We start from the raw sequence: 19764 nt of genomic DNA, 5'->3' as shown, positions 1-19764 counted from the left end.
TACATCAACGAAAAAGGCCAAAGGTACGCCAATACCTTCGGCCAGATAGCGTTGGGCCTGAGCTAATTAGAGATTGAACAGTTTTTAACTTTTACCCAAACGTAAACAAATGTATGAAATTTAACCAGATTTCAATGCTGGCGCATCAACCTGTTTATACCTGCCGGCTTGAATTACTCGCAGTTATGAAAACTATTGTATTGATGTTAACCTGCTTCCTACAGGTAAGTGCGCTAACGACGCGTGCGCAGATTACCCTGGATAAGCGCAACGCGAAGATAATTGATGTGCTTGTCGAAATCCGTAAGCAAACAGGTGTCGATTTCTTCTATGACAAGGAAGGGATTTTGGCCGTAGATCCGGTATCAGTTGTTGTCAAGGACGCTTCGCTTGAGCAAACGCTGGATATGTTGACTAAAGGGAAGCCCATTGCATGGTCGATCAATGGCGGTATCGTGACATTATCCCCCAAACCCCGTACGTATGCCGTAGCGTTGCCAACGGAACGTCAGCAATTGCACGTAGAGGGGTTGGTCGTCGATGAACATGGCGATAGACTGTCTAACGTTAACGTGGAAGCCTTCTCCGCGACTTACCGGTCGGTTGGTTCCCGCACCGACCGCTATGGCAGGTTCCGTGTTCCGGTGGGATCGTTGGATGATACGCTCCGGTTTACCATGGTGGGATACCAAACCTTAACGGAACCGCTACGTGGCAGGCCGCAGGTTAATGTAACCCTGAAGCTGTCGCAGGAATTGCTGGAGGACGTTGTGATAACAGGCGTTTATCAGCGTAAGGCAGAAAGCTATACCGGCGCCGCACAGACCATCACAAAAGAAGAATTGAAACGTGCGGGCAACGTCAACGTTTTTCAGGCGCTTAAAAATATCTCCCCCTCCATGGTGCTGGATAATTTTGAAATGGGTTCCAATCCGAATACCATGCCGCAGATACAGGTGCGGGGCAACGGAAGTTTACCTATTCTGGAGGAAGACGTAGTAGGCGGAATGAAAGGCAATTACCTCAAAGACCCCACTCAACCTTTGTTTATCCTCGATGGATTTGAGGCGAGTATCGAGCGAATTTTTGATTTGGATATCAACCGTATTGAAAGTGTAACCATCCTCCGTGATGCTGCCTCTAAGGCGTTGTATGGCTCGAAAGCAGCCAATGGGGTCATTGTTATTGAAACCAACCGGATGATTGGCGATAAACCGTTGGTGACCTACAACGCCAGCGTCAATGTGGAATTGCCGGATCTGACGAGTTATAACCTAACCAATGCTATGGAGAAGTTGCAGGCAGAAGTGATTGACGGGATGTATATTGCTAATTCAGGAGTCTACGACGCTCCTGGGCAGTACGTCAATCTAAATCGGCTATATAATCAAAGAAGAAAACTCGCGTTGGAGGGCTTGGATACCTATTGGTTAGCCAAGCCTTTGCAGAACGGCGTTGGACAAAGACACTCATTAAGCGTGGAACTTGGCAACCGTGACCTTCGCGTACTCACGGATTTGCTTTACAATGACGTGAAGGGCGTTATGATTGGATCAGGGCGCCGTAATGTAGGCGGCAGTGTAAACGCGTCGTATCGGCTTGATAATTTTTTGTTTCGCAATATAACTAGCGTTACCTCAAACAGAGGAGTTGAGTCCGGTTATGGAACATTTGATGATTATGTCAAAATGAACCCGTATTGGCGCGCCGAGAATGTAGATGGCACCATACCTTATTATGCAGAGACATTATTGGATGGTTCACGGGTTACTAATCCGTTGTACAACTCCACTGTCAACTCAAAGATTGAAAGCAGCTATTTGAACCTTACAAATAATTTCTATTTAGAGTGGACCATGATCCCAGGATTACGTGCCACCCTCAGAGCGGGCGCAGATTTGAAACGTAGTGATGCCGATGAGTTTTACCCCGGTAGCCATACGAGATTTGAGACATATTATGGAGCTGATCAGGTAAGAAAGGGTTCTTATCAGGTTAACACAGGGAAAAGTGTTTATTATTCAGGAGACCTAAACGTCAATTATGCAAAAGAAATTGATAGGCATTATTTGTTCGGGAATTTAGGATACAATATCAGTGAGCGATCATTTAGTGAACGTCTTTACTTGGCTGAGGGATTTCCCAGTGATCGGTTACGGGATATTATCTTCGCAAGAAATTACGCATTAAACAGCAGGCCAACAGGTGTTGATGGTATTACTCGGGATATGGGCGTCTTGGCTGCTTTTTCTTACATGTGGGATAACCGCTTCCTCACCGATTTGACTTACCGGGCTAATGCTTCTTCACAGTTCGGTGCCGACAAACGCTGGGCTTCATTTTGGAGCGCTGGTTTGGGGTGGAACTTTCATAATGAATCTTGGTTTAAAGATAATCCGGTAGTTGAACAACTGCGTGTAAGAGGATCGCTGGGGGCAACTGGCAATCAGAATTTCAATACAAATGCCTCCATTGCCACCTATAGATATATACTCGAATCGTTCTATCAGGGTTTCCCGGGATCACAGCTGGTCAATATGGCAAATCCATTATTACAGTGGGAGTCATCGTTCGATTACAACATAGGGTTGGATGCGAAAGTGAAAGGATTTGGGCTTAGGTTTGACTATTATGAACGGTATACCGAGAATTTGTTGGCGGACGTCAGTCTGCCGAACTCAACTGGATTCAGTTCGGTAAAGGATAATCTGGGTAGGGTCAAGAATCAGGGGATCGAAGTTTTTGCCAACTACATGGTTTGGCAACGTGGCCGCAATTTCATCAGTCTGAACGCCAGTATTGAAACCAATGAAAGTAAAATCATCGAGTTGTCGGATGCGATGAAAGTCTTCAATAGCCGGATGGAAGCCAGAGCAGCGGATAGAGGAAATAATAGACCGGTGCACAGATACCAAGATGGAATGTCCATGGACGCGATCTGGGCGGTGCCGTCATTGGGAATCGATCCGGCTACGGGACTGGAGATCTACCTGGATCAAGACGGAAATACAACGTTCGAGTGGAATGCCAATGACATGATAGTAGCGGGGGTAGCCCGTCCCAAGTATCAGGGTGTTTTGGGATTCAGTGCGGAATTTAACGGTTTCGGAATCGCTGTGTCCGCTCGTTATCTAGGTGGCGGACAGTTATACAATCAGACTTTGGTTGACCGAGTAGAGAATGTGGATATCAATTACAATGTCGATAAACGCGTATTGACAGGACGCTGGTTGTACCCCGGTCAAAATGCGCTGTTTAAGCGCCTGAGCCAGTACAATATAGAAAATGAAAATGGGTCAGTGTCTCCTGCCCAGGAGGTTACAAGAGCGACCACACGTTTCGTTCAGGATCGTAGGGAGCTTACCATCGGCGCTGCCAATCTTTATTATGATTTTTACAATCAGCGATGGTTGACTACTGCCCGGCTTCAGCGTTTGCGGCTTGCGTTAAACATGAACGAACTGGGAACATTTTCATCAATTGGTATTGAAAGAGGGACAAGCTATCCGTTTTCCCGGACGATGTCGTTTTCATTAACCGCTACCTTTTAATTCAGATGATATGAAAAAGTATTTAATGACAGTACTGATAATTAGTTGTTTGGGACTGTTGCAGTCTTGCGAAAAATGGTTTGATGTGACCGCAAGTGACCAAATTCATGCCGAGCACCAATTCGCATCGGCAGACGGTTTTCATGATGCATTGATGGGAATATACATCGGCATGGGAGGTGCCGAGCTGTATGCGCAGGACATGACCTATAATTTAGTGGATTTGCTATCGCAGCAATATGGAGGACTTCAAAACCTGGCCAGATACTTCAATATACAGCAGTTCAACTATGAGCATGTAAGGAGCCAAACCCAAATTCAAAACGTTTGGAACACTGCCTATCAGATGATTGCTAATGTAAACAATGCATTATATCATCTTGAACAGGCAGATTTTCCCTGGAATCCGGTCGATAAGAATTTGGTGAAAGGAGAGCTTCTGGGATTAAGGGTTTTTTTACATTTCGATCTGTTACGTTTATTTGGTCGTTCTGGCCTGATGCATCGGCCTGAATTAGCCGACCATCCGGCAATACCCTATGTCACATCCTTTAAAAATGACATCATTCCCCAACGCGGGTATGCGGAAACTCTTCAGTTAATGCTGCAAGATCTTGATGGTGCCATCGAACTGCTTAAAGATGACCCGATTTATCCAAACCCAGAACGGCCGGAGGGATATTATAATGAAGTAAATCGCGATGGCTTTTATAATGATAGAACTTTGCGTTTGAATTATTTCGCTGTTAAATCGCTTAAGGCAAGGGTTTTGAGTTGGGATGGGAGGATATCTTCAGCTGCCGCTATCGCGGAAGAAGTGATTACTTCATCCCCAGCTATGCTCTTGCGTTCAACGACAGACGTGACCGTCAACCAAACGATGACCGAAGAGCATTTGTTTGCGCTCTATATTGACAGGTTTGCTGATATTGTCAATCCTTATTTGTCAGCATCGAACGCAGCAGATTATAATACGTTAAAAATACCCAATGCGCTTGCGGAAAGTGTCTATGAAACTGCCGTTCCTGGTATTGGTGCAGTTGATGTTCGGTATAATACCTTATTGCAGTCACAGGCGTTAGGAATGGTTCCCGTAAAATTGATGCAAGCCAACGGACACGTTGATAATAATCTGATGCCGCTTATCAAGTTACCGGAAATGTACTATATCGCTGCTGAATATTATGCTTCAAGTGATTTGCCCAAGGCAATCGGGCTGCTCAATGAGGTAAGAGCGAGCCGCCGGATTACAACGCTTTTGCCAAATGACCTTTCCAGGCAGGCTTTTGACGAGGAACTGCTGAAGGAATACCGTAAGGAATATGTAAGTGAGGGACAACTGTTTTTTTATTACAAGCGTTTAGGGCTTACGCATATTCCAAATTATTCGTCGGAGATTATTGCCGATGATAATATCTATATGCTGCCGTATCCGGCAAATGAAATTGAATTTGGTAACCGAATCCAGTAATTTAGCGATGAAACGAAATAAACTGATTTTTCTGAGTGTTTTCTTGATGTCCTCGATGGTTGGATGCGAGAAATCCGAACCGCAAGCTTTCTCGGCGCTACCCGCAATTCTATTTGAATATGGAGGTGTTCGGAATATCCAGCGTATTGACTATTCCTTTCTCACCGATGTAAATGATGAGGCAACCATCAAAATTCCGATGACCATTAACGGATTTGCCGTGGATTATGACAGACCGTTTGAGGTAGAGGTGGTGAACGATACGTTGACTACAGCAGAATCATTTCAATACCAGATTCTTGGGGGTAAAATTGGTGCTGGAAAGCTTGTAGATACATTATATGTAAACGTTAGGAATACGGATGAGCTAGAATATAGCATCGCCATGCTTCACCTGAGGGTACGTGGAAACGAGCACTTTGTGCCTGGTATCAAGGAAAAGCAACGCTTTCGTGTCACTTGGAGCAATCAAGCGATCATGCCTACATGGGGAGTGTACTTTCGGACATTCTTCTCAACGGCCGGAAGTACTCAGGCCTTTCGCATATTCGTGTTGACAACAGGGCTTACTAATTTCACGGCTACTGAGTTTCGGGCTTATGGACAGGCCGGGGCAGAAGTGCTCGGCACCAAGTTCGGTGATTACATTAAGCAATGGAATATCGACCATCCGGATGACATCTTAAGGCACGATGACGGGGCCGCGGCGGGACAGCCGATTGTGCCATTATATTATACCCGGTCAAAATATGATTAACGTAACCATTAGTTTGCAGAAAACATGAAAACAATATACCAACGGTTAGTTTCTATAAGCTTATTCTTTATTGTCTTTGCTGGATGTAAAGACGATTTAAGCTCTCTGGACACTGATAAGATAGCTGCCGTCGAAGTGGATACTGTTGGCCAGTCGGTCATTTACGTGTTCCAGTTCGAAACGCTCGTTGTGGATCCGAAAATCAACACGAATGGATTGCCAGCCGAAAATCTGGTTTATGAATGGATGATTAACTCGGATCCTGGGTCAATCGATTATCTGTCCATCTCCAACGAAAAAAAACTCGAATATGAGGTTTCATTTAGACCGACTGATGCAGGCGACAGTCATCAGTTATTGTTGAAAATTACGGATACACAAACGGATCTCGAATATTTAACTGCCTGGCCGCTTATCATCCGCAATAGTGTTGGAGAAGGGGTGGTAATTGCGGAAACACATGATGGTACCACGACGGATATCAGCCATCTAATGTCACCGCAGGTCACTCCGAATTACAACCAGGAAACCATTCGCTACAATGTCTTTTCATCGGTGAACGGCTATACATTGCCGGGATTAGTGCAACAATTGAGATTCACACAAATACAAGGTTCGGGCCAAACCATGTTAGGCAGCACATCAAATTCATTGTTTACTATTAAAACGCTGGATTATACGTTTGATAAACAAAACGAGGAATTATTTTATGCACCTCAAAGTGACTATGGAGCTCAGTTTTTGGGCGGAGTTGTACAGAATGATATGATGGTGATTAACAATCAGCTTTATGCCAACTGGCTGCAAATTTCTAAATATGGTTTGCCGTTTGAAAGCGCTTATCCGATTCCAGCCCATATTGCAATAAATGGTTGGAATAATTATCCCAATGTAGTCACCAGTTTTTATTCCGAATCTCACGATATCTTCGTATATCAGCAAAGCCCTTCATCTTTTGGGGATAGGGTTTTCCGACCGGTGCCTGCAGTGACGGATGGTCCCTTCAATCCCAATGACGTACCCCGGAAAATCAATGTTGCAGCCGGGGTTTACTCCAATGGCGACTTTCTCCACCTGCTAAAAGATGAACAATCCGGCGAACTGGCACTTTATGTCCTGGCTGCAGCGGAATACGATAATGTCAATTGGGTCGTTATCCCGTCTAAGCCGAGAGCATTGATAACCTTTGCTGGCGCGCCGGAAGTTGATAAAGCAGAATTTTTTCTGCTACTGGACGATCAGAACGTAGTACTTTATGCGACAAAAAATAAGATCTATGCCGCTATGTATGGCACGTCTATCCCCACTTACGCGTTGCGTTATACAACAGAGGCTGGCGAGGAAATTACTTCTTTGAAGGTATATCAACAAGCCGACTATCCTATGCGGACTAGTGGAGAGCCTTATTTTAGTCGCAACAACAGGCAATTGATTATGGGTACGTTTGACGGTGACCAAGGAAGGCTATATATTATGCCGCTAATCAATCAAGGGGAAGCATGGATAGATGTTGCAAACATCAAAAGGTACAGCGGTTTCGGTCGTATATTGACTACAGCAACCCAACGATAATAGCTACTATAACATGAAAATAGGAGACTAAATCTATTTATTTAAGTATCCTGTTTTTTATCAATTACGAATGAAAAAATCACTTCAAATCGCTCGGACCGAGCTAAGTATTTTATTCTTTTCGCCTATTGCTTGGCTACTATTGGTCATCTTTACCATACAGGGGGGGGTGGCGTTTACCGATTTTTTAGCCAGTTGGGAAGCATCACAACAGCTGCAAGGGACTGCAAACGTTTCGCTTACACAGGAGGTGTTCAGCGATAGCAAAGGCTTCTTCGCCACGATGAGGCAATACCTGTATCTTTATTTGCCGCTGCTGACCATGGGGTTGCTGAGCCGCGAAATCGGCAGTGGCTCAATTAAATTGCTGCAGTCGTCGCCAATAACCGTACGGCAGATTGTATGGGGCAAGTATATGGCCATGCTGGGATATTGCCTGATGCTGATTGCTATCTTGGCAGTCTACGTGTGCATCGGTGCTATCGCCATCGAACACCTGGACTGGGGCTTCATTGGTAGTGCACTGTTCGGCCTTTTTCTGCTGCTTGCAGCCTATGCGGCTATCGGTCTGTTCTTTTCCAGCCTCACGGGCTATCAGGTGGTGGCTGCAATCAGCACATTGGCGGTACTTGGCGGGCTTAGCTACATCGGCGAGTTGGGCAAGGGAATAGAGGTGGTGCGCGACATTACGTATTGGTTTGCCATGGATAGGCACACCGGTTATGCACTGAGGGGACTATTGAGTAGCAGGGATATCATTTACTTCTTGCTCATCATTGTGTTGTTTCTTGTGCTCACGGGAATGAAGCTCAACACTGGCCGTATTATCCGGTCGGCCGCGGCCAATACTGTCCGGTACGTGGGGTTGGTGGTTGCTGTGGCTGCGCTTGGCTATGTGACTTCGCTGCCCCAGTTGAGTGGTTATTGGGATGTTACCCGCTTTGATACCCAATCTTATACACCGCGAAGCCTTGACGTAATTAAGCGTGTAACGGGGCCGGTGGAGCTTACAACCTATGCGAACGTGCTGGGCGGCTATGCGAATATCGGTGCTCCGAAATTCCGTAACCTGGAAAAGACGAATTTGGAACAGATGGAACGCTACCTGCCGCAGATGAAGATGGACTACGTGGTTTACTACGACACGGCAGCGTCTATCCGGCTGGATCCGAATGTGCCGATTGAAGAACAAGCGTTGCGCAAAGCCATTGCGTGGGGGTACGATATCGCGGGAATCTGGTCGCTTGATTCTCTCCGCAAGCACATTGATCTGACTCCTGAACAGGGCATGCTGGTGCGCATGCTTACCCTTGATGGGAAATCTACACCCTTGCGGATGTTTTATGACATAGCGGCTTATCCACAGGAATCGGAAGTGATCGCAGCAATCAAGCGGTTGCTGGATGGGCCTTTCCGGGCGGGGATGCTCACGGGGCATGAAGAGCGCAGTATACACGGCGATGGTGATAAGGACTACGCGGCGTTTACAACCGTGCGTAGCACCCGATCGTCTTGGATTAATCAGGGTGCCGAATGGGTTACGGTGGTGCCGGATAGCCCACTGTTACATGCAGATAGCTTGGACTTGCTTATCATTGCAGACCCTTATCAGCCCTATGATGCCCAGCAACTGGAGCGCATCCATCAGTACGTACGTGACGGGGGCAACTTGCTACTTACTGGAGAGCCGAATAAGCAGCATATCCTTAACCCGATTGCTGAGCGTTTTGGCGTGTCTTTCAACGAAGGGGTGCTGTTACAAGAGAGTGCTGAGCTTGAAATTGATTTGATCCAGGCCCGATTTGCTTCGGATATGGCGAATACGGGTTTTCCTAAAACGGCGGATACAGTCATTACCATGCCCGGTGCCACCGCCCTTTCTTACCGGGATACGGCTGGGTTTAAGGCGGTGCCAGTGCTTGAAACGGACGGGCGTTATGTATGGAATAAATTAGGTAAGGTAGACCTGAAGAATGAGCGCCCGATTTTCCAGCCGGGAGCGGATACGCGCGTAGCTCAAGCAGTGGCAGTGGCGGTAATCCGCGCAGTGGGAGAACGCCAGCAGCGCATCTTAGTGGCGGGCGATGCGGATTTCCTAAGTAAAGCGGAATTCGCCCGCTTCAATGTGCGGGCCGGAAATGGTGCTTTGGCTACAGAATTGCTGCGCTGGTATAGTGATGGCAAATACCCGCCAGATACCCAGCGACCTAAATCCATTGATAACCGATTGCGTATCAGAAAGGAGCAAGTGGGGCTGATTCGCGCGGCAATGGTTTTTGTGGTGCCAGCCCTGCTGGCTGCTTGGGGTGCACTGACCATCATTAACAGAAGACGTAAATAAATCCGAACATTTCCATCATGAAATCATACATAGCTAAAATCGAACACCTGTCTCATCGCTACACGCGCGACTGGGCCATTCGTGATATTAATTTCGAAATCCCTTCACAGGGTATACTGGGATTACTCGGCTCCAACGGCGCTGGCAAATCCACAACGATGAATATTCTGTGCGGGGTTATCAACCAGACGGAAGGACATGCCCACATTGACGGGATAAGTGTGCGCGATAATCCGGTGGAAGCGAAAAAGTTGATAGGCTTCCTTCCGCAGAAAGCACCGCTGCATCTCGAACTGACAGTTGATGAATACCTGCGCCACTGCGCTTATCTCCGCTCAGTGCCCCAAAGCGACATTAAAGCTGCCATGGATATGGCTAAAGCGAAATGTGGCATAACCCACTTCAGCAACAGGCTGCTCAGCAACCTTTCGGGGGGGTACCAGCAACGGGTAGGTATTGCTCAAGCCATTATACATCAACCTAAGCTGGTGGTGTTGGATGAGCCTACCAACGGATTGGATCCTAATCAGATATTGGAAGTTCGTAAGCTCATAAAGGAGATTGCTGAAGAACGGGCCGTTATCCTATCCACGCACATCTTATCTGAAGTTCAGGCAACGTGCGATAATATCATTATGATTGAACTGGGTCGGGTAGTGTTTGCAGACACCATGTACGCCTTCAATAATTACATTGCACCCAATAGTTTCGTGGTAACGCTTGATCAGCCTCCAACGGCGATGGATGAAATACGGCTACCTGGTATTACCGAGGTGGAGCTTATTGGTCCCCGCATGTATCGCTGCCGTTTTGAAGGGAGCGCAGACATCACAAAAACAGTTATCGGCCATGCATTGGAGCACGGTTGGGACCTTAAAGAAATCTATCTGGAGAAGACGTCTCTTGATGGTGTCTTTGCTCAATTATCAAAAAACGCCGCTAAGGAGGTATAGCATGCAAAAGATTATTCAAATTGCGCGTTTGGAGCTGGCTGTGCTATTTTATTCTCCCATTGCTTGGCTGTTGCTGGCCATCTTTGTGATCCAATGTGGTATGACGTATACGGATATGCTCTACCAAATGGAAACGCAGCAACAACTTGGCCGACAATTACCTGCGCTGACCCGGGCGCTGTTTTCGGGAGATACGGGCCTGCTAACGGCTATCTCCAAGACATTGTACCTCTATATTCCTTTATTAACCATGGGGTTGATGAGCAGGGAAATCAGCAGTGGCAGCATTAAACTGCTCCAATCTTCGCCTGTGAACAACCTACAGATTGTACTAGGGAAATTTACTGGCATGATGGGGTATGGCCTGTTGCTCTGCGGCGTGGTGCTGGTATATATGTTAGCGGCCTTGGGGTCCGTTGAATCGCTGGACGTAGGGTTTGTGTTGGGAGGTACATTTGGTTTGTTCATGTTGTTAAGCACCTACTTGTCCATCGGTCTGTTCATGTCCAGTCTTACGGGCTACCCCATCGTGGCGGCCGTTAGTACGCTGGCCGCTTTGTCGGCACTGAACTACGTGGGACGCATAGGCCAGAATATTGATGGCTTGCGGGAAGTCACGTATTGGATTGCTCTTTCGGGCAGAATGGATGGGATTATTAACGGGCTGCTTACCACCCGTGAGGCAATTTATTTCCTTGCTGTTACGGTATTCTTTTTAATCCTTGCCATGTTGAAGCTGGATGCCGGACGTAAACGCCGACCGATGGCTGTGCGCATCGGGACGTATACTGCATTGGTGGCTGCACTGGTGGGGGTAATTTTCATCGCTTCCCGCCCTTCATTTATCTTGTACTGGGATACTACCCGCGTGGATGACCAAACGCTAAGCCGAAAATCACAGGATTTGATTGCCAGGCTCAATGGACCGGTTCGCCTGACCAGCTATACCAATTTACTTGACCGAAAGGTAACGTACGGTGAGCCAAAAAACAGGATTCCTGATCGCCGACAATTTGAGCGCTATCAACGCTTCCTGCCGGATATGGAGCTTGTTTATGTGAATTATTATGACTCGGTGCGGTACGGTTTGGATACCACCAAGACACTGGAAGCACAGGCCCGCCATGTAGCTAAAGTCCGCGGATTCGACTTTGGTAAGGTATTGCCGCCGGAGGCCATACGGCGAGCAATGGACTTGCGTACCGAGGAAAACGGTTTCGTGCGGATGCTTGAATATCAAGGTAAGGTTACCCCCCTGCGCATGTATGATGATATGCTCCAATATCCTGGTGAAAGTGAGGTGATGGCGGCGTTCAAGCGGCTGGTTGACGGCGCAGCGACAGTGTGGACGCTAGCGGCTAATGGCGAGCGTGCCATAGACAGGATAGATAATGGAAGTTACCAGGTCGTCACGCAAGGACTGAGTATACGTGCGTCGTTAATTAATCAGGGTTTTGATACCAAGCCCGTGGCATTGGATACAATTGGTGAAATACCAACGGATATTGCTGTATTGATGATTTGTGATCCGATAACGGCTTATGACGCTGCGAGCTTGGCTAAAATTAACCGGTATATCGACCGTGGCGGTAATCTGATGCTAGCTGGTGAGCCAGGTAAGCAGGCCGCTATCAATCCGATTACCAGTCGGTTAGGCGTTGAGCTGGTGCCGGGTACGGTTATGCAGGAGAGTGCGTATGATGAGCCTGATTTGGTATACGGACGGTTTTCAAGGCAGGCAGACAGCTTAGGGTTCGGCTTTTTCGATGGAGCCAGAATAAGTATGCGGGGCACGGCGGCCATACGTGTTGCCGATACCTCGGGTTTCCGGATTACACCAATTCTCGTGACTGATTCCGTTGCTACTTGGAATAAGATTGGTGCTTTTGATCTCGCAGTGGAAAAGGTGAAGTTTAATCCTGTCGCCGAGCGTAAGGAGCGGCTCACGTTATTGGTGGCGGCCAGTAGACAGGTTGGCGGCCGCGAGCAGCGTATCATCGTGTCTGGTGATGCCGACTTTATGAGCAATACGGAGATTCAACGGCCCGCAGCTCAAAATGCATCATTTGTGATTAACCGCCTGTTCCGGTGGTTCTCCGATGGTGCGTATCCTTACAGTCCCAATGGGGATAGGGCAACAGACCGCGTGGTGAAGGTAACCCGTAAGGGCGTTAATCACCAAAAGATTGTTTTCTTTGCTGTCCTGCCTTTACTTATCGTTTCGGCAGGCAGTATCACGTTGGTACGAAGAAGAAGAAAATGATTCCGGCATGCGGTATGCAGTCAGTATATTGCCGGCGCTTTTCATAGCCACTACATTACTGGGGTAGTCCCGCGGCCGCACATTAAGTGGCGCATTGGTAGATTCTACGGGAGCGGCAGTGAGCAGAGCCAATGTGCGGTTGGTGTCGGCTGGTGATACGTTGGCCACTGTCAGTTCGGATAAGGGCAAATTTATCTTCAAAAACGTAAAAGATGTCCGGTTTCAGGTGCACATCACTCATTTGGGTACAAGGTCAAAAGCGTGCAAGGCGAGATACCGAGCAATGGAGAACAGTATGAGATGGGAAAAGTAATGTTGGAAGCCAAGACCATTGAGTTGGATGAGCTTTCCATAACAAAGCCTCTGCCTGTCATTTTCATTTTTTCCTTGGAATTCCATGACCTGTCAAATCAAAATACCAACGTCGGCCGCACTGTCAGCCGCAACGGCGTAAGCGATTACCGCAGCAATGTGTTAGGGCGCTATGTTTTCCTTTCTTGTTCATGGCGGTTCGGTAATTTTGGCTGTTGACCAAAGGAGGCAGCGGTGCCTTTACTGGAAATTCCGGCCCTTGTAGAACACTTGGTTTACTTCCGGACTGTCTGGCGTTGCGGATAGCCCGCGCAGCCATCCGTTGAGGTTGAAGCATTGGTGCACAATCACATGGATAACTTCGCCCTCGATTTGCAGTTTGCCCGTGGCCATAAGCAGCCGGGATTGCAGGATGGCCCGTCGGTATTTTTCAAACAACTTGCCCCATACCACGAGGTTGGCGAAGCCGGTTTCGTCTTCTATGGTGACAAACAGCACGCCCTTGGCCGTGCCGGGCCGTTGCCGCACGGTTACCAGGCCGCATACTTTTACCAGCATGCCGTCTGCCAGTGTAGACAATGCACCTGTAGGTGTCACGTGCAGCAGGTTTAGCTGTTCCCGCAGGAAGCTCACGGGGTGGGCTTTCAGTGATAGCGCCGTGCTGGCATAATCCTGCACCACGTGTTCGCCCGGGGTCATCAGAGGCAGTGCTACCTGGCCTTCCTCCGGAGCTGCCGGTTGTCCTTCGAACAGCGCAAGGGGCCTGTCGGGCAATGCGGCTATTTTCCATAGTGCCTGCCGGCGGTCGAGGCCCAGTGAGCGGAACGCATCGGCATCGGCCAGCCGTTCCAGTGCTGCTGCCGATACCCCGGCATCGGCCAGTGCGGTTACCGAGGCATAGCCGCTGCCACGGGCGTTTACCAGGGTTTCAGCATCCTCCTGTCCCATGCCTTTTACTTGCCGGAAGCCGAGGCGCAAGGCGTGGTAGCGCTGGCCGAATTCTCCTTCCAGCGTATGGTCCCAATGGGAGTGGTTTACGTCTACCGGCAACACCGTTACCCCGTGCTTGCGGGCATCGATGATGATTTGCGCGGGCTGGTAGAAGCCCATGGGCTGGCTGTTGAGCAGCGCCGCGGCAAAAATATCGGGGTAATGGCATTTCAGCCAGGAGGAAACGTATACCAGCAGCGCAAAGGAAGCGGCATGGCTTTCCGGAAAGCCGTAGCTGCCGAATCCCTGAATCTGCCGGAACACGCGGTTGGCAAAGTCTTCGGAGTAGCCCCGTTTCACCATGCCGCTTACCATCTTTTCATGGAAGCGGCTCACCTCTCCCTTAGCTTTGAAGGTGGCCATGCTGCGGCGCAGTTCATCGGCTTCCTCCGGGAGGAAGCCCGCCGCCACGATGGCGATTTCCATGGCCTGTTCCTGGAATAGCGGGACACCCAGCGTACGCTTTAATATGCCCTTGATTTCTTCGGAGGGGTAGTCTATGGCTTCCTCGTTGTTTCGCCGGCGGAGGTAGGGGTGCACCATATCGCCCTGTATGGGGCCGGGCCGGACGATGGCTACCTCAATGACCAGGTCGTAAAATTCCCGGGGTCGCAGGCGCGGCAGCATAGACATCTGCGCGCGGCTTTCAATCTGGAATACGCCCAGCGTGTCCGCATGGCTGATCATCTCGTATACCTTGGGGTCTTCCTCCTTATTGATGCTGGCCAGTGTGAGGTCACGACCATAATGTTGCTTAACCAGGTCAAACCCCTTGCGGATGCAGGTAAGCATGCCCAGACCCAGCACATCCACTTTCAGGAAGCCCAGGGCTTCGAGGTCGTCTTTGTTCCATTCCAGGCAGGTGCGGTCTGCCATGCGGGCGTTCATGATGGGGCATAGTTCATGGAGATTACCCTGCGTGATGACGAATCCGCCCGTATGCTGGCCCAACTGCCGTGGGAAACCCATGTACTGGTAGGTCAGCTTCAGCACCTTGCGCAGGAGCGGATCGCCGGGATTAAAGCCTTGTGCGATCAGCAGTTGCGGGTCGAAATGGTCATCCCAATGGCTGCCGATGGTGCCGGCCAGGCGCCCCACGGCATCCACCGACAGCCCCATGGCTTTGCCCACGTCGCGGATGGCACCCTTGGCACGTACCTGTGTAACGGTAGCCACGATGGCCGCACGGTGCCGCCCGTATTTCTGGTAAATATACTGGATCACTTCTTCGCGCCGCTCATGCTCGAAATCCACATCAATATCGGGAGGTTCGTCGCGGGCATCCGACATGAAGCGGGCAAAGAGCAGGTTGATTTTCGTGGGGTTTACTGAAGTGATGCCCAGGCAATAGCATACCGTTGAATTGGCTGCCGAGCCGCGTCCCTGGCACAGGATGTTACGGCTTCGCGCGAAGCGCACATAATCATATACCGTCAGAAAATAGGAGGCATAGTTTTTCTTTTCGATGAACGCCAGTTCATGGTTGAGGTTTTGCCGCACTTTTTCGGGGATATCCTCCCCGAACTGTTTGCGTGCCCCTTCCCAGGTTAAGTGTACGAGTTCTTCCTGCGGGGTACGTCCTTCGGAGGTCAGTTCTTCGGGGTAGACATATTGCAGTTCATCCAGTGAAAAGTGGCAAGCCTCCGCCACCGCCTCCGCATTGCGGATGGCATCTGGGTACTGCCGGAAGAGGCGCTCCATTTCATCCAGGGGTTTGAGGTACCGCTCGGCATTGGCATGCAGCCGGAATCCGGCGGTGTGGATGGTGCATTTTTCGCGGATGCAGGTCAGCACATCCTGTAATTCGCGCCGCTCCGGCAAGTGGTAATGTACGTCATTCATTGCCACCATGGGCATGTACAGCTGCTGGCAGAGTTGATGGATACGGAACAGCCGTTTGGTGTCATCACCCGTATATGTGCGCACAGCACCCAGGCAAAGGCGGTCGCCCAGCGTTTCCCGGTATTCCGTAATGAGTCTTGCATAGTTTGGTTCCAGCTCGTAGGTGGCCGTCAATTTTTCCGGTGGCACAGCAATGAATAGCAATCCCTCGCTATGGGCATACACATCTTCTTTGTATAGGTGGCATTGGCCTTTCTCGGCCCTTCGATTGCCTTTGGTGAGCAGGGAGGAGAGGCGTCCGTAAGCCTCACGGTTGGTGGGGTAGGCCAGCAGGCTGGGACCATCCAGCAGGTCCAGCCGGCAGGCGGGGATGAGGCGTATACCATGCTTCTTGGCAGCGGTATGCGCCCGCACGAGGCCCGAAAAGCTGTTACGGTCAGTTACGGCCATAGCGGTATAGCCAAGCGCTGCCGCCTGTTCCACCAGTTCCTCGGGATGAGAAGCCCCCCGCAGGAAGCTGAAGTTTGTGGTTACCTGCAATTCCGTGTATCCCATGCTTCAAGCGAAAAATCCATGTAAGAACCAGTGCTGTGGTTCGCCTTCCCTGTAATGACCTGAGCGGAACAGCCAATAGCGCTTTCCATGCTGGTCTTCCACGCAATAATAGTCGCGGTGTTCGCCGGATTCCATCCACCATTCCCGTTCAATGCGTTCCGGTCCATCGGCTTTCGCAATAAGGTGTACCTCACCTTTGTAGCGGAACAGCATGGGCGGATAATCCGGTATAGGCGCTGTCACCTCCACAGGCTCGGGCGTGGCCAGCAGCCGTGCTGGCCGCGGCTTGTCGGTAGTCCATGCCGTGGCCGGTCGTTCGGCGATGGTTGTTGCTTCCTTGATGGAACGCTCCGGCCAATGGTGTTCAGCGGGCAGGTAGCGGCGGATAGCGCGGGTACCGCTGCGGCTTTTCAGGCGGTCGAGCAGCTCCGCCAAAGCTGTGTCTTCCAATCCCGGGTTTCCGGCCCACAGGGCTTCCTGTACAGGGGCCGTGTCTTCCACCGTGGGGGCTTCCAGTACAAACAGCTCAATGCCCAGAGCCGGCTCAATCCGGGGTAGCTGCAACTGGAACAGCCTGAGCAGGTGCGGCACGCTGGCCGATGGCCGGCTGGTGTTGATGGTTACCTGAACGGTTTTGCCATCCACCCGGTGGCACCTCAGAACGGCTTTCCGTAGCCCTTTGCCTTCGCCGGCCAGGCGTGCACAGAGCGTATCCAGCAGCCGGCCGATGGCCAGCTCAATGCCTGCGGCCGTGCGGATGGGGTCCAGGCAGGGCAGCCGTTCATCATAAGGGGGCGCAGGCCGCAGCGGGGCAATGTATTCAGCCTCCTGCCCCAGCGCCTGCCGCAGCCTGGCGGGCAGGCCCCCGCCGAAGCGCCTGCGCAATACGGCGGGCGGCATGTCCATGAAGCTGCCCACGGAACGCAAGCCCAGCCTGATAAGCCTATCCGCGGTATCAGGATCCAGCCGCAGGGCGGCAGGCGGCAGGGGACGGAGCGCCTCCACTTCCGTGCCATTGGCTATGATGGGACTTGCCTTGCCGAAACGCGCCACCGCCCACGCCGTCCCTATGGTGCCGGCAATGGCCATGCGTGTATCATAGCCTTTGCCCCGCAGCCGTGTGACGATTTCTTTCAGGTAGCTACGCTCGCCGCCCCAAAGGTGGGCACACCCGCTGATATCCAGGAGCAGCCCATCGGGAGGGTCAACCGCTACGACGGGGGTATAGCGGATGCACCAGAGGCCCAGCGCCCGGAGCAGCCGTTGGGCTAATCCCGGCGGTTCGTTCATCACCACCAGCTTTGGCAGACACACCTTGGCATCCGCTACTACCATTCCTTGGATTACACCCTCTGCTGCTGCCAGGGCATTAGCTGCCGTGATGACCATGCGGCCATGCATGGGGGTTGCCAGCACAAACGGTACCGATCGCAACCCGGGATACCGGATGGCCAGTCTGTCTGCTGTCAGGTGGCGGAACACTATCGAAGCATATCGTTTTTCCATGGGTAAACTATCCTGATTTCCTGTCCCAACCGGACATGAGGGGCTGCGTCTGCCGGGGTGCCAGGGGCAGGAAGCGCCCATGAGCCCATTCCATCTTCCAGCGGCCGGGATTGCCATTGCGCACTTTCAGCAGCTCCACCTCCCACCTGGGAAAACCTACGCCGGGCATCCCTTCATCCAGCGCACTGGCTATTGGCCGGATATGCCAGCGGGCAACGCAGGCCGTGGCCCCGATGCTCTGGGAGGTGCTGCGGATTACAAAACCGGTTACCCTGCTTTTTTCTACCGCCAGCTGAAGCCGCCTTGACTGGATGAAATCCAGTGTCTGTACTTCAGCGACCACGGCGGCAAGCCCACCGCATTTCAGGGCCTCTTCCATCGCCCACATAACGTCCTTTTCCCGTGCCATATCCACGAAAATAACGTGGTGCGGATCTACACCAAAGGCCTTGAGGACAGGAGGAAAAAGTGCCCTTGACGCGCTAATCCACAGGCACACACGGCTATCCTTCATGAACCTGGAGAGCAACCCGCTTAAGAAACCACTTGTGGCGGCGGCTTCTTCTTGACCTCCGTAAATGAACTCATGTATACCGCGGACAGGGAAAGCACCGTTTGGGAAAGCTTTTTCCACCGGACCGAGCCCTATGTGTTGTGCTGCGGAGCTTGCCGTTGGAACATCTCCTTGTAAACGTAGGATATCCTGCCTCAACCGGTTCATTATCTCGCGTTTATCTACCCTCATCGCAGCCATGTTATCAGATTGGGGCAGTAAAGATAATACTAATATTTTTAGTATGCAAATAAACAGCTAAGAGCTGTAAACAAAATGTTTCTATTTTCGTAGCTTTATAAAAGGTATATTATGCTATTGCCCATCGGAGACGAGAATCACGACCGGAAATCATTTCCCTTTGTAAATTACCTGTTGATTATTGTCAATATACTGGTTTTTATCTTTCTCCAGGGGTTTGGCTACGATATTTATTTCACCTATGCTTATGCTACCATCCCCGCAGAAATTCTGACCGGAAAGGATATCGTTACTGACAGCCAGCTTATTGTAGATCCCATACTGGGGGAGTCGTTCGAGTTGCCGGGATTGCAGCCCACCGGCATTCCTGTTTGGTTTACGCTCATCACGGCCATGTTCATGCATGGGGGCATCGGGCATCTGGCTGGCAATATGCTGTACCTGTGGATATGCGGGGATAACGTAGAAGACCGGATGGGCCACTTCCGTTACCTGCTTTTTTACCTGCTATGCGGCGTGCTGAGCGGCTTGTGCCACGTATTCACGACATTCTTCCTCGGGCATGATTTGCTCATTCCCTGCTTAGGGGCGTCGGGAGCCATTTCCGCGGTTTTGGCAGCATACGTTGTGCTTTTTCCTCGTAAGCGTATCAATTTTTGGTTTTTCTTTTTCATTATTTCAGTGCCTGCTATTCTGGCTATCGGCTTGTGGTTTGTGTTCCAGGTGAGCAACGGTCTTGGGGCGTTGGGAGGTGAGCAAGCAGGTGGGGTGGCATACGCGGCGCACATCGGCGGGTTTATCGTAGGATTGTTGTTTGTTAACCGTTTTAGGCGGAAAATCCGTAAATCGCGGATTCGAGTTTAAGGGTATCCGAAATTTATTTACCTTTGCCGCGAA

Annotated in this window: 12 protein-coding genes and 1 pseudogene; 10 read left to right on the top strand and 3 right to left on the bottom strand. The window is 50.5% G+C overall.

Annotated features, from left to right (window positions below):
• The first annotated feature begins 185 nt into the window (after window positions 1–185).
• The 9 genes and pseudogenes from BM030_RS09510 (at window position 186) to BM030_RS09470 (ending at window position 13439) form a co-directional block, all read left to right on the top strand.
• Window positions 186–3551 carry a SusC/RagA family TonB-linked outer membrane protein gene (locus tag BM030_RS09510; RefSeq protein ID WP_244518818.1) on the top strand — a complete coding sequence of 1122 codons (3366 nt, stop codon included), beginning with the start codon at window positions 186–188 and terminating at the stop codon, window positions 3549–3551.
• Window positions 3552–3561: 10 nt separating this feature from the next.
• Complete coding sequence (locus tag BM030_RS09505) at window positions 3562–5022, top strand: RagB/SusD family nutrient uptake outer membrane protein (protein ID WP_090973356.1); 1461 nt, start codon at window positions 3562–3564, stop codon at window positions 5020–5022.
• Between the two features lie 7 nt (window positions 5023–5029).
• Window positions 5030–5779, top strand: a complete 750-nt coding sequence (locus BM030_RS09500; RefSeq protein ID WP_170845689.1) for a DUF4843 domain-containing protein — start codon at window positions 5030–5032, stop codon at window positions 5777–5779.
• Window positions 5780–5803: 24 nt separating this feature from the next.
• Entirely contained in the window at window positions 5804–7351 is a 1548-nt protein-coding gene (locus BM030_RS09495; protein ID WP_090973354.1) for a PKD-like family lipoprotein, read from the top strand.
• A 70-nt stretch (window positions 7352–7421) separates the two neighbouring features.
• Window positions 7422–9692, top strand: coding sequence for a Gldg family protein (locus BM030_RS09490; RefSeq protein WP_090973353.1), 2271 nt, complete (start codon window positions 7422–7424; stop codon window positions 9690–9692).
• 17 nt (window positions 9693–9709) lie between these two features.
• Entirely contained in the window at window positions 9710–10645 is a 936-nt protein-coding gene (locus BM030_RS09485; protein ID WP_090973352.1) for an ABC transporter ATP-binding protein, read from the top strand.
• Window position 10646: 1 nt separating this feature from the next.
• Window positions 10647–12908 (top strand): Gldg family protein, encoded by a 2262-nt coding sequence (locus BM030_RS09480; RefSeq protein WP_090973351.1) that lies wholly within the window; start codon window positions 10647–10649, stop codon window positions 12906–12908.
• Window positions 12909–12999: 91 nt separating this feature from the next.
• Window positions 13000–13221: pseudogene (locus BM030_RS20460) on the top strand (carboxypeptidase-like regulatory domain-containing protein); the annotation flags it as partial.
• Window positions 13170–13439 (top strand): hypothetical protein, encoded by a 270-nt coding sequence (locus BM030_RS09470; RefSeq protein ID WP_170845679.1) that lies wholly within the window; start codon window positions 13170–13172, stop codon window positions 13437–13439. The pseudogene BM030_RS20460 and the gene BM030_RS09470, both read left to right, overlap by 52 nt.
• Window positions 13440–13460: 21 nt before the next feature.
• On the opposite strand, the gene BM030_RS09465 is transcribed toward BM030_RS09470, so the two are convergent.
• The 3 genes from BM030_RS09465 to BM030_RS09455 are packed head-to-tail and all read right to left on the bottom strand — an operon-like array spanning window position 13461 to window position 18858.
• On the bottom strand, window positions 13461–16607 hold the full coding sequence (locus BM030_RS09465) for an error-prone DNA polymerase (protein WP_090973348.1): 3147 nt from the start codon (window positions 16605–16607) through the stop codon (window positions 13461–13463).
• Between the two features lie 3 nt (window positions 16608–16610).
• Window positions 16611–18113, bottom strand: a complete 1503-nt coding sequence (locus BM030_RS09460) for a Y-family DNA polymerase (RefSeq protein WP_090973347.1) — start codon at window positions 18111–18113, stop codon at window positions 16611–16613.
• 7 nt (window positions 18114–18120) lie between these two features.
• Entirely contained in the window at window positions 18121–18858 is a 738-nt protein-coding gene (locus BM030_RS09455; RefSeq protein ID WP_090973346.1) for an ImuA family protein, read from the bottom strand.
• 120 nt (window positions 18859–18978) lie between these two features.
• On the opposite strand from BM030_RS09455, the gene BM030_RS09450 reads away from it, so the two are divergent.
• Complete coding sequence (locus BM030_RS09450; RefSeq protein WP_090973345.1) at window positions 18979–19731, top strand: rhomboid family intramembrane serine protease; 753 nt, start codon at window positions 18979–18981, stop codon at window positions 19729–19731.
• The last annotated feature ends 33 nt before the right edge of the window (window positions 19732–19764 follow it).

This window comes from Parapedobacter composti (assembly GCF_900112315.1).
In the GTDB taxonomy this organism is placed as follows: Bacteria; Bacteroidota; Bacteroidia; order Sphingobacteriales; family Sphingobacteriaceae; genus Parapedobacter; species Parapedobacter composti.
Note: the sequence above shows the minus strand (reverse complement) of the source record. Positions and strands in the feature narration are given on the sequence as shown.

Coding starts and splice junctions, on each gene's coding strand:
- BM030_RS09460 (WP_090973347.1), bottom strand. CDS start 18,113: ATGGAAAAACGATATGCTTCGATAGTGTTCCGCCACCTGACAGCAGAC.
- BM030_RS09490 (WP_090973353.1), top strand. CDS start 7,422: ATGAAAAAATCACTTCAAATCGCTCGGACCGAGCTAAGTATTTTATTC.
- BM030_RS09450 (WP_090973345.1), top strand. CDS start 18,979: ATGCTATTGCCCATCGGAGACGAGAATCACGACCGGAAATCATTTCCC.
- BM030_RS09505 (WP_090973356.1), top strand. CDS start 3,562: ATGAAAAAGTATTTAATGACAGTACTGATAATTAGTTGTTTGGGACTG.
- BM030_RS09495 (WP_090973354.1), top strand. CDS start 5,804: ATGAAAACAATATACCAACGGTTAGTTTCTATAAGCTTATTCTTTATT.
- BM030_RS09510 (WP_244518818.1), top strand. CDS start 186: ATGAAAACTATTGTATTGATGTTAACCTGCTTCCTACAGGTAAGTGCG.
- BM030_RS09455 (WP_090973346.1), bottom strand. CDS start 18,858: ATGAGGGTAGATAAACGCGAGATAATGAACCGGTTGAGGCAGGATATC.
- BM030_RS09465 (WP_090973348.1), bottom strand. CDS start 16,607: ATGGGATACACGGAATTGCAGGTAACCACAAACTTCAGCTTCCTGCGG.
- BM030_RS09480 (WP_090973351.1), top strand. CDS start 10,647: ATGCAAAAGATTATTCAAATTGCGCGTTTGGAGCTGGCTGTGCTATTT.
- BM030_RS09500 (WP_170845689.1), top strand. CDS start 5,030: ATGAAACGAAATAAACTGATTTTTCTGAGTGTTTTCTTGATGTCCTCG.
- BM030_RS09485 (WP_090973352.1), top strand. CDS start 9,710: ATGAAATCATACATAGCTAAAATCGAACACCTGTCTCATCGCTACACG.